Below are 12305 nucleotides of genomic sequence, written 5' to 3' on the forward strand. Positions count from 1 at the left end.
ATGTCGTTTCCAAATCTGGGCAAGTTCTTTCCACAGCGGCGAAGAGGCGCGCGCGTCTTGGAAGGTCGAGAGAAGCGATTTGCAATGGAAATAGCCGCGGCTCTCCAACGAGCATCGGTCGAAAGCGGGCTGCAAATTAAGACGGTTGCTGGATGGACGGGCGCCAACGAGAGGACGGTGAAAAACTGGTTTTCAGGTCAATATGGTCCGAGTGGCGAACACTTGCTCGTCTTAGCTGGTCATAGTCACGAGGTGTTCAAGACAATGCTTGGAATGATGGAACGCCAAGACTTGCTTGTGGCGTTAGAGTTCGTGGAAATCGAAGATCGTATCGCGAGGCTGATGATGTTAATGCAAGAGCTGAAGGATAAGGGTCAGTCATGAAACGTTCGCTCGTCGCGAAGCGTCGCTTGTTAGCGTGCTAATGGCGGTCCTTCCACGCAGGGGCTAACTTAATTAGAGAGGGCAGACGTAATGCTCGTCTGTCCGGCCCTCGAACATCAATCTGTCCGCTTTCGTATCGCTTGATCGATCCGTTGGTCAGCCGAGCAATTGTTTCCAGATATCGCTCGCCCGCCGATTGATTTCCTGCCATGCGCGCATCCGTTACGGACTTGAGAAGCCAGATACTTCCGGTTGGTTCGATCGTTCCGGCGGAGAATGCTAAGCCATCCTCACTTTGCCATCGCAAGAAAAGAGATTTGCCATACTTCGGTTCGATGCCCAAAGGTCTTAGGGAGCTGACAAACTCCTTCAGCTTTTCCGTCTGACCGGGCAAGCGCTGCTCGAGTTGAGTATAGAATTCGAGTTCCGAACCTTGAGAAGCCGGGGCGTTAGCAAGGGTATCGTTCGCTGTCGAAAGCTCGGTGATTGCTGCGCCTACCTTGGCTGAAGTGGCGGCCAGTTTTTCAGTTGAAACACCCGGCGGCAACCTCTGACCTTAACTCCAGAATCTGTTTCTCAAGTTCGCTGCGGGCTCGATGAACGTCTCCTTCACGATCAGTAGCAGAATTGAGGCGCAACTCTAGGAGCTCGATATGCGATTTAAGATTATCGATGGTTGCCATGGAGGCCTTCGACTCGAGCTCCGGCGAGCCTGTTTCCGATCCACCATCCAACCATCAGCGCCAAAGCAACTAACGGCATCAAAATGTAGGGCGCACTCGCAATCAACTCCCAATGATGCTTCCACGTTTCCGCACTAAATGGGTCCATAGGTAATGCTCTTCCGGATCATGATAACGCTGTGGTATGCGATGTTGTTGCTGAGCCGCTTTGGCTCCCACTGAAGCAAGGCGGCGGATCGTTGCCCGTCACCTACGGATAGCCTTGGTTTGGCGAGAAGCGTATTGCTTCACGCGGCCGACTTAAAGCGCTCGAAACGCACAGCTAATCGATCTCGGTCAGGATGGTCCTTTGTCCGGCCGGGCAAACGAATGTTTCGACCGTTCAACTGTTTCAGGGCTTCTAACATCGGACCGTCAGTTTGACCGAGTAGTCGACTTGACACGTGCATACGGAAGTTTGGATCAATTCCGATTAAATGCGCGTCGAAAGCTGCGTGATGGATTTTCGAAAGAGGGATACCGTTCGTGACCATCGGCTGGCCGAGTTGCTCGTCTATATCGGCAATGATGTGTGCAGCGTCGAGAAGCAGTGGTTCGGGAAGGCCAGAAAATGCACAGCGCCCGTCGTATGCTGCAATCACCGCCTCTCTGAAAGTTGCCTGATGCAACCGTTGTTTGACTGTGCGCAGCGCGTATCGCCGTTCAGTGCTGTCCGTTGGGGGAGCCAGAGTCTCTGGATTAGGTCCGAACGTCACGCGGGTCTTTAAAGCGTGCTCGTCCCAGCCAGAGATGAAGGTTGGTAGGAGGGCTTGATAACGGCCTGGTGCTATCCCAAGAAAATAGATGATAGGTATTTGGTTTTCGTATGCTTCCTTCAACCATCGATTGTCCGCGGCATCCGGGTTTTTGCCCATGAAGGCATAGTCTACGGTCTCATCACCATGGAATATCTGACGATGGACTTCCCTCTGGTCATCATACCAGACCTTGGCGCCCGGCTTCGGGAAGACCGTCTTAATCGACAGCAAGAACCGCATCTGTTGTGGCTTGAAAATACCTCGCTGGGGATTGACCAGGGGGATGCGTTCTCCCCGAAAGAGAAATCCCGGCTTGAATTCCGTGGTGGTCAGATGGTCGTGAATTTCATTCAGCGCTCGGACGCGCTCGAAGGCGGCCACTCGCATGAGCGTGTCAAGATTTGGCGTGTCCATCCGGTCGCTTCGCAGGGCAATGCGGGCAATTTGAAGTTTTAACCCTGGCATAGCTCGCGCAAGATTCGAAGCGCTACCTTCTATCGAGCCCCGCTCCGCAGATTAGTCTTTTGACGGTAGGGCGATCGATGCGAACGCAGCTAAACGTGGCCCGGGTGTGCCTGAGACGCGGAAATGACGCACCGGGTGTCAGAAAACCTGCAGTTTTCGAGGGATCTGGTCTGTCACCGGTCCAGCTTCGGAGGGCAACGCTCTATCCAGCTGAGCTACGGGTGCGTACCGGCCACCATTTAGCTGATTGGCTCGGTGTCGGCAACGGCGTTGTCCGGCCCCTCAAGGGCTGTAAACTGGCCTGCGCCAATATGACAGGCCTTACGGAAAAGGCCGGCTTTCGAGGGAGTTTGCCCCATGCGTCCGCTGGAATTCGGCTGGTATCTGCCCACGCATGGCGACACCACGGCCTATGGGCTGATGGAGGCGCAGGTCGCGGGATCGCCGGAACTCTGCGACCGCGTGGTCAAGGCGGCCGAGGATGCCGGGTTCGAATATCTCCTGATCCCGGTCGGCTCGGTGTGCTGGGAGGCCTGGATATCCGGCGCCTTCATGGCGGCGCGCTCGGCGCGGATCAAGCCGCTGATTGCAGCAAGGCCCGGCTACATCAACCCGGTGCTGATGGCCAAGATGATCTCGACTTTCGACCAGATGTCGGGCGGGCGGATCTGCATCAATTTGATCGCCGGCCAGAACGAGAGCGAGGTCGAGGCCGAAGGCGTGCGTTACGCCAAGGAGGAACGCTACGCGTTGATGGACGAGGAAGTCTCGATCCTCAAGGCGCTGTGGACGACGCGCGGGCCGGTGAACTTCCAGGGCAAGTTTCACACCATCTCGGGCGCGCATATCCGGCCGCGTCCGCTGCAGCAGCCGTTTCCAAAATTCTATCTCGGGGGCGGCTCGCGGCAGGCCTGGGAGGTGTCGGCGAAGCATTCCGACGTTCATCTGTTCTGGGGCGATCTGCCGGAGCGCATCGCAGACAATATCGCCGAGATCAGGCGGATGGCGCGGGCGCATGACCGCGAGGATGCGATCGGCTTCGGCATGCGGCTGCAGGTGATCTGCCGCGAGAACGAGGCGGATGCCTGGGAGGCCGCCGACCAGCTTGTGCGTCACGCCACCGAACGGCAGAAGCAGGAGATGAAGACGCTCTACGTCAGGTCCGAGGCCAACCAGCGCGTGCAGCAGCTCGCGCGCGACTACGGCGATCTCCTGATGCCGCATCTGTGGACCGGCATCACCAAGGTGCGGCCCGGCGCCGGCATCGCGGTGGTCGGCAATCCCGAACAGTGCGCCGCGACCTTGCAGCAGTTCATCGACGCCGGTTGCCACTCCTTCTGCCTGTCCGGCTATCTGCACGACGAAGAGGCCGAGCGGTTCGGCCGACTGATCCGCCCGATCCTGGCTGCGAACAATCGCGGCCGGCTCGCGGCGTGAGTGTCATCCGGAAGCATTCTGAAAATTCATGGGTGAATCGACGCCTAACGCGCCATGATCCCGCCCGATCGCATCGTCCCTACCAAAGCGTTTTCGAGCGAAGTGGGTTCCGGTTCGCGTCAAGAAAACGCGTCAAAACAAGAATGGCACCAACGGAGTTGAAATCATGCATCAGCGAGCCTGGCTTGCGGCATTGACGCTGCTGATCGCGACCGTTCACGCGCCGGTCGCGTCGGCAACGCAGGCGCAGATCGAGCGTGACAAGAAGCCGGTCAAGGAAATCGCCAGCGGTCGCATTGCCGTCGGCAGCGCGACGTTTCCGGTCTATCTCTCGGCCGACTGGTCCAATCCGCTGCCGGACGTCACCCGCGCGGTGCTGGTGCTGCACGGGGTGCTGCGCAATGCCGACGATTATTTCCGCGCCGCGCTGAGCGCGCAGGCCGCGGCCGGTGATATCGGCAAGAGCACGCTGATGATCGCGCCGCAGTTCTTGATCGAGCCCGACGTCGAGGCGTTCAAGCTGCCTCCGGATACGCTGCGCTGGAGCCTCTATGGCTGGCAGGGCGGCGAGCCTGCGATCGCGCCGAATCCGGCGAGCTCGTTCGAGGCGCTCGATGCGATCCTCGCGAAGCTCGGCGACCGCAAGCTGTTTCCGAACCTGAAGCAGGTCATCGTGTTCGGCCATTCCGGCGGCGGCCAGGTGGTGCAGCGCTATGCGATCGCGGTGAAGGGCGATCAGGTGCTGCTGCGCGAGGGCATCGGCGTGCGCTACGTGGTCGCCAATCCGTCCTCCTACGCCTATTTCACCGAGGAGCGGCCGGAGCCCGCGATCGCGGCGAAATGCGAAGGCTACAACAGCTGGAAGTTCGGCATGGACGACCGTCCGCCCTATCTCGCCGAGCCGACCCCGGCTGCGCTGGAGCAGGCCTATGTCGCGCGCCGCGTGATCTATCTCCTGGGAACGCTCGACACCAACCCCAATCATCCCGCGCTCGACAAATCCTGCATGGCGGAAGCCGAAGGGCCGTATCGCTACGCGCGCGGGCATTCCTATGTCGCGGCGATGCGGGCCCGCGACAACGGCACGCCGCACCACAGCGTGTGGGATGTGCCCGGCGTCGGCCATGAGGGCGGCAAGATGCTCAACTCGCCTTGCGGCCTGACCGCAGTGTTCGACATCCCTGGCTGCGAGGCGGCGCGCTGAACCGATGCAAACACCGGAATGTGTGCGTGGGCCCGGTGGCGAGCGCGATTGGGATCGCCTATGATCGGCGCGATGCGATGCATCACGACCGACGGCGCGAAGGAGGAGATCATGAGGGCATATTTGCTCGTGGTTCTGACAGCCGGTGTGTTCCTTGGTCCGATCCCGGCCAACGCAGCGGAGGGATGTGGCACCGGTTGCCACAGGACCTTGAACGGCGCTTGCGTGATTGACGGCTGGGGCACCGGCGCACGGGTCAGGAACGAATGCCCCGCCACCTCGCGCCCACGCCCCCCATGTGACGGAGGCGGATTTGTCTGGCGGCGCGACCTTCAGGCCTGCTCTCAAACGACGAAGGATTGGCTGTAGAGCCTTGTCCGTTCCGATGAGATCGGAACGGTGCTCCGCAAGGGCGGCCCTACGCCGGCACGATCACCTTGCCGATCGGCCACAGCGCGATGCCGGCAAGCTTGAGATGCGCCCAGGCAAAGGGAATGCCGATAATGGTCACGGCCAGAAGAATGGCGGTGATCACATGGCCGATCGCGAGCCACCAGCCGGCCAGGATGAACCAGATCAGATTGCCGATCACGCCGAGCGGCCCGGTTCCGATATCGGACATGCCGGTGACCTCATCGCGCCGTACCGCACGCGAGCCGAACGGCAGCAGCGTGTAGACCGCGATGTTGAACGCCGCGCGTGCCCAAGGCAGCCCGATGATGGTGACCGCCATGATCACAGCGGCGATCAGCCAGCCGAACGCCATCCAGGCGCCACCGATCAGGATCCAGAGGATGTTCAGGAGGATAGATACAGGCTGCATGGCTGACACCTTCGCGCCGCTTCGGACGCCCTCAATATAGACCGATGTCGGCTGTGGCGGTAGGTGCGGCCCAAACGCGCGCTCGCCGCGTTGCATCTCCCTTGATCGCGACTAAGCTCGCGCGGCCGTGCAGGACACGAGAAGCCTGCATCGGAAAGGGAGAGCAACAATGAGAAAATTACTTGGGGCGGGCGTCCTGGCAGCCCTGGCGTTGACGGCGCAGGCCGCGCGCGGCGAGGATGCCGTTCGGTTCGCGCCGCTCAAGGCCGAGGAGCTGTCGCCGCCGCAAAAGGCCTGGGCCGACCTGATCAGCGCGCCGCCGCGCAACGCCAAGTTCACCGTGCCGCCCTACCGCGCCTATATCCGCAATCCCGATCTGGCACCGAAGCTGTCGAACCTGTCGGATTATCTGCGCTGGAATACCTCGCTGCCGCCGCGGCTGAGCGAAATGGCGATCCTGATCACGGCGCGGCACTGGACCGCGCAGTACGAATGGTCCGCGCACTATCCGCTGGCGATGAAGGGCGGGCTCGATCCGAAGATCGCAGATGCCATCGCCAAGGGCACGCGGCCCGACGGCATGAAGGACGATGAAGCCGCGCTCTACGATCTCGGCATCGCGCTCTATCGCGACAGGAAGGTCAGCGACGCCGTCTACAAGGCTGCGCTGGAAAAGTTCGGCGAGCGCGGCATCATGGATATCATCGGGATCATGGGCTACTACGACCTCGTCTCGATGACACTGATCACGATGCAGGCCGGCTCTGCCGACGACAGCGTGCCGCCATTGCCGGTGCTGGAGAAGTAGCTGCATCCGCAGCTGTCTCGCTCTCCTACACCGCGTGGTGTGACGCCTTGAATGGGAACCATCCTCATCGTCGTCCCTGCCTAGTGCGCAATTGCGCACGGGAGCAGGGGCCCATACGCCGCGGCGGACCTTGTTGCAGGGACTCGTCGTTCCAACATCGCCCAACAATTGGTAGCTGTGGTTATGGGTCCCCTGCTTTCGCAGGGACGACGTGTTGGAGGGGCCGCGGACTCAACAGCGGGCGTCGCGAAGGAGGGCCGCAGGGAAGCGACGCAGCAGGGCGTTCCGATATGAGATAGCGGCTGGGCCGTCTGCACGATTTCGGAATAATGGAAGAGTGCCACTGATTTGCCCGACGAGTCAAGTTACCGCTACGGACAGTTACCGCGTCGAACAGTGTACCGCGTCGAACGTTGCCGCGTCGAACGCCGGCACTCGCCGGCTACTGTGCATGGGGTTGTTTTCGATATTTTGACAGCGCGCCCCTAGGACAAGCTATCGCATCCGGTTGTCGGCCTCGTTCCATGACCCGGCCATGACGACGTGAAGGCGTCAGTTGGGGAAGAGGGATTGCAGTCCCGTCGCGGTTGCCTTCTGACTTGCGTTACCGCCGAAAACCACTGGCGCGCGAGTAGCTCTGGCGGCCTTCCTGGGCCGGGCGTGCCGCCATGCTGGCGCGCGTCTCGCTGGCGACCGGCGTCGCGGGCTTCAGGTCCTCGAGGAAGATCGGCTTGGCGAAGTAAAAGCCCTGGGCGTAGCGGATCTTGGTCGCCGCCTGCAGATAGGTGAGCTCCTCGTAGGACTCGATGCCCTCGGCGATCACGGTCATGCCTAGCGCCTCACTCAGCGATTCGATCGCGCGCAGGATGCCCTGGCTGCGCGGCCGCTGATGGATGTCGGTGATGAAGGAGCGATCGATCTTGATCTCGTCGGCGGTGATGTCGGCGAGCGCCGACAGCGACGAATAGCCGATGCCGAAATCGTCGATCGAGATGCCGACGCCGATGCCGCGCAGGATCGGCAGGATCTGGTCCTGGAAATGCGACCGGGTCACGAACGCGTCCTCGGTCACCTCGATCATGAATCGTTTCGGGAAGCCGGTCTCCTCGAGCGCGCGTGCGAAGCGGCGCATGAATTCGACGTTGCCAGCCTGCTTGGCGGCGACATTGATGCTGATCGTCGCCGTGGGGCCGAACGTGTCGTTGATCAGGTCGATCGACTTGACGATTTCCGCCAGCACCAGAAACGTCAGCTCGTCGATCAGGCCGAGCTCCACGGCGAGGTTGATGAAGGTGCCCGGTGCCTGGATCACACCTTCGTCGTCGCGCAGCCGGACCAGCGCCTCGATCCCCTTGATCTCCTGGGAGCGGATATCGACCTTGGGCTGGAATGCGCAGCAGAAGCGCTTTTCCAGGATCGCCAGCCGTAGCGACTGCTCGATCTTCATCCGCGCCAGCGCCTCGCGCTCCATGCTGTTGTCGAAGAACGCGATCGAGCCCTTGCCGTTGTTCTTGACGCGGTACATCGCGATGTCGGCATTCTGGCGCAGTGCCTCGTAGCTCCGGCCGTGCACCGGGTAAAGGCTGACGCCGATCGAGGTCGAGGCGAAGATCTCGGAGTCCTCGATGAAGAACGGCGCCTTCAGCCGTTCCTGCATGACATGGATGAATTCGGCGACCTCGTCGTTGCCGCTGATCGGGTTCAGCAGCAGCAGGAACTCGTCGCCGGAGATCCGTGACAGGATGTCGGTCTCGCGCAGCGCGTGGCCGAGCCGCTTGGACAGTTCGACCAGCAGCGCGTCGCCGATCGCGTGGCCGTAATAGTCGTTGATGTGCTTGAAGTTGTCGACGTCGAGGAAGGCGAGCGCGAATTGGCTCTGCGCGGAGTCGCGGATCAGGCCGTTGACGCGATGCTCGATCACCCGCCGGGTCGGCAGACCGGTCAGTTCATCGTAATAGGCCGAGCGGAACAGCTGGTCCTCGAACGCTTTCTGCTCGCTGATGTCGGTCGAGGTCGAAATCAGGAGATTGCGCCCGGCAATCTGGACCGGCCGGTGCGCGGTGAGAAACACGTATTTGGCTGCGCCGCAGGCGAGGACTTCCTCGAGCACCACAGGACGGCCGCTGCGCAACAGGTCCAGATTGGCGGCATGGCGCTCGTCAGCCGGCGATGGCTGGCTCGCGCCGGCCGCCAGCTGCAACTGGCTCGCTGCCGCTTCGTTCACCAGGATGAACTGGCCCTGCTCGTCCTGGACGGTCACGCCCGCCGGCAGCAGTTGGAGAAGATCGCGCAAGATGCGCAATTCATTGCTGGAAATGTCGTCCTGCCCGGTACCTGCCGTGCCCGTCTGAAAATCATTCTTGGTGAAACTATGCATGCGCCGACCTTGGCAAAGTCCGTTGTAGTTTTGGTTAAGCGGACTTGCGAAATGCCGTGACAGAAAGAGACGCGGGCTGCTTTCGCAAGCCGTCGCGGCAATCGTCATTAACAGAGTATCAATGTCGGCATCGGCCGCCGGTGAAAGCGATTTCGGAGCGCGCGGTTACATCGGCACGCGCAAATAAAGCGCGTGTACCGAAAAGCAGGCTTATCAACAGCTGGGGAGATTGCACTGCATGATGCAGTGAACACCGGTCTTCAGGTAACTGATCTCGGTCTTGCCGTCGAACGGCCGCAGCGCCGACTTCAACAGCTTGGTGCCGAAGCCGGCTTCGCCGATGACCTCGACCACCGGTCCCTCGGTTTCGTCCCAGATCACGTTGAGGCGCCCATCGTCCACGGTCCATGACACCTGCAGAAATCCACGCGGCGAGGAGAAGGCGCCGTATTTTCCTGCGTTGGTTGCGAGCTCATGGAAGATCAGCGCCAGCGAGACGGCGAGCTTGGCGGGCAGGAACAACTGCTCGCCATTGAGATTGAACCGCACATGGCCGTAGGGGCCGAGCTCCGAGCGGAGCAAATCCTTGATATCGCAGCCATAGCCGTCGACCCGCGCGATCAGATCGTCGGTCGCCGCGAGCGCGCGGATGCGATGGTCGATGCGCTGCCAGACATCGGGCCGGTCCTGCAGCGCCTGATGCAATACGGCATGAATGGTCGAGGATTTGTTCTTCAGCCGGTGCTGCAATTCGTCGACCACGATCTTGCGGTACTGCTCCTCCTCGATCAGCCGCTTGGAAACTTCGCGCTGCTGCGCGACCAGGGAACGGTAGTGCTCCACCCCCCAGATCGCGATGCCGCACACCACCCAGAAGATCATCAGCAGCGCAAAGCGCGCCGGGTCGGCATGCGCGCTGTTGAAATTGAGCAGGACGCCGAGCAGGCCGCTGGCCAGCGCGGTTGCGATCCCGATCCGGAAGCCGCCAAGGGCGGTTGCGAAGAATACCGCCGGGAAATAGGGCGTGAAGAACACGTCTGGCCTGATCTGGGCGAGCCCGAACCGCGCGGCCGTGGCCAAAACGAGACAGAACACCGCGAAAGCGACCGCAAGCAGCAACGATGGCTGTGCATCGCCCCGCCAACTCGCCCTGAAATCTTCAATCCATTTCGCCATCGGTCGCGCCAGTTCACGTGAACAGGCGACCCAAAATAAGGCCGCTGCGACCGAAAAACCGCAGTTGTGGCCTTCTGGCCACAGGCGGACCTCGCTTGCCGTTAACCGCGCCTGCGCTTGCGTTGGCGGGAGCGGCTGGGGAATATCTGCAACATCAAACGACAGTTGGAGGACCGGCATGGGACGGCTGGACGGCAAGGTCGCGGTGATCACTGGGGCGACCAGCGGCATCGGGTTACGTACGGCCGAGATCTTTGTCGCGGAGGGCGCGAGGATCGTGATCGCCGGGCGCCGCGCACCGGAGGGCGAGGCACTGGCGCACCGGCTCGGCGAGACTTGCGTGTTTCGCCAGACCGACGTCACGGTCGAGGCGCAGATGCAGGCGCTGATCGCGCTTGCGGTGGAGAAGTTCGGCCGGCTCGACTGCCTGTTCAACAATGCCGGCGGCCCGGCGCAGACCGGGGGCATCGAGGGCCTCGATGTCGAGCGGTTCGACGCCGCGATGGCAACGCTGGTGCGCAGCGTCATGCTCGGCATGAAGCATGCCGCGCCCCATATGCGCAAACAGGGTTCCGGCAGCATCATCAACAATGGCAGCATCGCCGGCCGGCTCGCCGGCTTCTCCTCGTCGATGGTCTATGGCGCCGCGAAGGCCGCGGTGATTCATTTCACGAAATGCGTGGCGATGGAGCTCGGCGAGTCCGGCATTCGCGTCAACTCGATCTCGCCCGGCGCGATCGCCACCGGCATTTTCGGCAAGGCGCTGGGGTTGTCGACCGAAGCCGCCGAGAAGACTTCGGCCGTGATGCGCGATGTCTACAAGGCAGCACAGCCGATCCCGCGCGCGGGCCTGCCTGACGATATCGCGCATGCCGCGGTGTTCCTGGCGAGCGACGAATCGAGCTTCATCAACGGCCACGACCTCGTCGTCGACGGCGCCATGACCGGCGGCCGCAACTGGAGCCAGCAGCAGGCGGGCTACGTCGCGCTGCGCAAGGCGTTCGATCAGGGAGCGGGATAGAGCGTTTCCATCGCGCGCGAAACGCATTGGTCCAGTCGTAGCTCGCTTGATCGCTTCGGGGAGGAATATGACGATGGTCGATCTGGCAAGCTCTCCCCGACAGCTCTCTCGCATGAACGCCAGGCTCGAGCGGAAGCTGCAACGTCTTGCTGCCGTGGTCGTGGTCGGCACCCTGTCCGGTATCGCAGTCGGCCTGATTCACGGCAAAGGAGCGACGGCGTTGATCACCGGCGCCACCTACGGCTTCCTGCTTGGCTTCATCATCGGGGCGGTCGAAATGTTCGTCCTCGAGGATTGGGACTGGCTCAATCGCCTGTCCTTCCTCGCCAATCTGGCCGTGCGCAGCACCGTCTACGCCGCCATCATCATCGGCATCCAGTTGCTGCATCCAGGTGAACGCATTGCGGGGGTCCCGCTGGAGGCCTCGTTTGGGGATTTCTGGTGGGGCTTCGCCTACTCCGCGGGTGTCTCGGTGCTGATCAACCTCGGCTTCGGCATAGCCAATCTGATCGGCCCGCGCGCCTTCATGAACTTCGTGACCGGGCGCTACCACACGCCGGTCGAAGAAGACCGTTTCGTGTTGTTCGTCGACATTGCGGGGTCGACCGGGCTTGCCGAACGACTCGGCGGCATCGGCATCCATCGTTTCCTCGACCGCACCTTCCGCCTGCTGACGCAGTCGGTGGTCGATTATCGCGGCGAGGTGCTCAATTACATCGGCGACGAGATCATCGTCACCTGGCCGGAGGGGAACGGTGCGGTCGATTGCCGGCCGCTGCGCTGCTTCGTGGCGATGCGCCGCGCGCTGCAGAAGGCGGCGCCGCAGTTCGAGCGCGAGTTCGGCGCGGTGCCGCAGATCCGCGGCAGCCTGCATTTCGGTCCGGTGATCGTCGGTGAGATCGGCGACATCAAGCGCGCGATCGTGTTCAACGGCGACGTCATGAACACCGCGGCGCGGCTGGAAGAGCTGAGCCGCAAGGTCGAGGGCGGCTTTCTCGCCTCGCGCGCGGCGATGGCGCGTTTCGCCGTGCCGCCGCCGTTTCCGATGAGCGATCTCGGAACGCTTCCGATCCGCGGCCGCGTCGACGGCATCGATGTCGTCGGGATCGGAGCAGTAGCGTAGAGCGTTC

General features: G+C 61.8%; 12 protein-coding genes. 7 read left to right on the forward strand and 5 right to left on the reverse strand.

What is annotated here, in order from left to right; translation table 11 throughout:
- Positions 1-384 carry a hypothetical protein gene (locus tag ACE10Z_RS01145; protein WP_375786313.1) on the forward strand — a complete coding sequence of 128 codons (384 nt, stop codon included), beginning with the start codon at positions 1-3 and terminating at the stop codon, positions 382-384.
- A 37-nt stretch (positions 385-421) separates the two neighbouring features.
- Here the strand turns inward: ACE10Z_RS01145 and ACE10Z_RS01150 are convergent, their stop codons facing one another.
- On the reverse strand, positions 422-931 hold the full coding sequence (locus tag ACE10Z_RS01150) for a hypothetical protein (protein WP_375786314.1): 510 nt from the start codon (positions 929-931) through the stop codon (positions 422-424).
- 423 nt (positions 932-1354) lie between these two features.
- Complete coding sequence (locus ACE10Z_RS01155) at positions 1355-2278, reverse strand: HNH endonuclease (RefSeq protein WP_375786315.1); 924 nt, start codon at positions 2276-2278, stop codon at positions 1355-1357.
- A 408-nt stretch (positions 2279-2686) separates the two neighbouring features.
- Here ACE10Z_RS01155 and ACE10Z_RS01160 point away from each other — a divergent pair, with 408 nt between their 5' ends.
- From ACE10Z_RS01160 to ACE10Z_RS01170, 3 genes are all read left to right on the forward strand, one after another.
- Positions 2687-3766 (forward strand): LLM class flavin-dependent oxidoreductase, encoded by a 1080-nt coding sequence (locus ACE10Z_RS01160; protein ID WP_375786316.1) that lies wholly within the window; start codon positions 2687-2689, stop codon positions 3764-3766.
- A 166-nt stretch (positions 3767-3932) separates the two neighbouring features.
- Positions 3933-4970, forward strand: coding sequence for an alpha/beta hydrolase (locus tag ACE10Z_RS01165; protein WP_375786317.1), 1038 nt, complete (start codon positions 3933-3935; stop codon positions 4968-4970).
- Positions 4971-5081: 111 nt separating this feature from the next.
- On the forward strand, positions 5082-5339 hold the full coding sequence (locus ACE10Z_RS01170; RefSeq protein ID WP_375790071.1) for a GCG_CRPN prefix-to-repeats domain-containing protein: 258 nt from the start codon (positions 5082-5084) through the stop codon (positions 5337-5339).
- A 49-nt stretch (positions 5340-5388) separates the two neighbouring features.
- Here ACE10Z_RS01170 and ACE10Z_RS01175 read toward each other — a convergent pair whose 3' ends face one another.
- Entirely contained in the window at positions 5389-5793 is a 405-nt protein-coding gene (locus tag ACE10Z_RS01175; protein WP_212312132.1) for a YccF domain-containing protein, read from the reverse strand.
- Positions 5794-5962: 169 nt separating this feature from the next.
- On the opposite strand from ACE10Z_RS01175, the gene ACE10Z_RS01180 reads away from it, so the two are divergent.
- On the forward strand, positions 5963-6601 hold the full coding sequence (locus tag ACE10Z_RS01180; protein ID WP_375786318.1) for a carboxymuconolactone decarboxylase family protein: 639 nt from the start codon (positions 5963-5965) through the stop codon (positions 6599-6601).
- Between the two features lie 604 nt (positions 6602-7205).
- Here the strand turns inward: ACE10Z_RS01180 and ACE10Z_RS01185 are convergent.
- Positions 7206-8978 carry a putative bifunctional diguanylate cyclase/phosphodiesterase gene (locus ACE10Z_RS01185; protein ID WP_375786319.1) on the reverse strand — a complete coding sequence of 591 codons (1773 nt, stop codon included), beginning with the start codon at positions 8976-8978 and terminating at the stop codon, positions 7206-7208.
- Between the two features lie 213 nt (positions 8979-9191).
- Entirely contained in the window at positions 9192-10154 is a 963-nt protein-coding gene (locus ACE10Z_RS01190) for a sensor histidine kinase (protein ID WP_375786320.1), read from the reverse strand.
- Between the two features lie 178 nt (positions 10155-10332).
- Between ACE10Z_RS01190 and ACE10Z_RS01195 the strand changes: the two genes are divergently transcribed.
- Positions 10333-11175: an SDR family NAD(P)-dependent oxidoreductase gene (locus ACE10Z_RS01195; RefSeq protein WP_375786321.1), complete on the forward strand. Its 843-nt coding sequence runs from the start codon at positions 10333-10335 to the stop codon at positions 11173-11175.
- A gap of 67 nt (positions 11176-11242) precedes the next feature.
- Positions 11243-12298, forward strand: a complete 1056-nt coding sequence (locus ACE10Z_RS01200; protein WP_375786322.1) for an adenylate/guanylate cyclase domain-containing protein — start codon at positions 11243-11245, stop codon at positions 12296-12298.
- Positions 12299-12305: the final 7 nt, after the last annotated feature.

Source organism: Bradyrhizobium sp. Pha-3 (genome assembly GCF_042258615.1).
Lineage (GTDB): Bacteria > Pseudomonadota > Alphaproteobacteria > Rhizobiales > Xanthobacteraceae > Bradyrhizobium.

What these genes read in the sequence shown, in the direction of transcription:
- ACE10Z_RS01145 (WP_375786313.1), top strand. Translation starts at nt 1, where the DNA reads ATGTCGTTTCCAAATCTGGGCAAGTTCTTTCCACAGCGGCGAAGAGGC.
- ACE10Z_RS01155 (WP_375786315.1), bottom strand. Translation starts at nt 2,278, where the DNA reads ATGGACACGCCAAATCTTGACACGCTCATGCGAGTGGCCGCCTTCGAG.
- ACE10Z_RS01160 (WP_375786316.1), top strand. Translation starts at nt 2,687, where the DNA reads ATGCGTCCGCTGGAATTCGGCTGGTATCTGCCCACGCATGGCGACACC.
- ACE10Z_RS01165 (WP_375786317.1), top strand. Translation starts at nt 3,933, where the DNA reads ATGCATCAGCGAGCCTGGCTTGCGGCATTGACGCTGCTGATCGCGACC.
- ACE10Z_RS01170 (WP_375790071.1), top strand. Translation starts at nt 5,082, where the DNA reads ATGAGGGCATATTTGCTCGTGGTTCTGACAGCCGGTGTGTTCCTTGGT.
- ACE10Z_RS01175 (WP_212312132.1), bottom strand. Translation starts at nt 5,793, where the DNA reads ATGCAGCCTGTATCTATCCTCCTGAACATCCTCTGGATCCTGATCGGT.
- ACE10Z_RS01180 (WP_375786318.1), top strand. Translation starts at nt 5,963, where the DNA reads ATGAGAAAATTACTTGGGGCGGGCGTCCTGGCAGCCCTGGCGTTGACG.
- ACE10Z_RS01185 (WP_375786319.1), bottom strand. Translation starts at nt 8,978, where the DNA reads ATGCATAGTTTCACCAAGAATGATTTTCAGACGGGCACGGCAGGTACC.
- ACE10Z_RS01190 (WP_375786320.1), bottom strand. Translation starts at nt 10,154, where the DNA reads ATGGCGAAATGGATTGAAGATTTCAGGGCGAGTTGGCGGGGCGATGCA.
- ACE10Z_RS01195 (WP_375786321.1), top strand. Translation starts at nt 10,333, where the DNA reads ATGGGACGGCTGGACGGCAAGGTCGCGGTGATCACTGGGGCGACCAGC.
- ACE10Z_RS01200 (WP_375786322.1), top strand. Translation starts at nt 11,243, where the DNA reads ATGACGATGGTCGATCTGGCAAGCTCTCCCCGACAGCTCTCTCGCATG.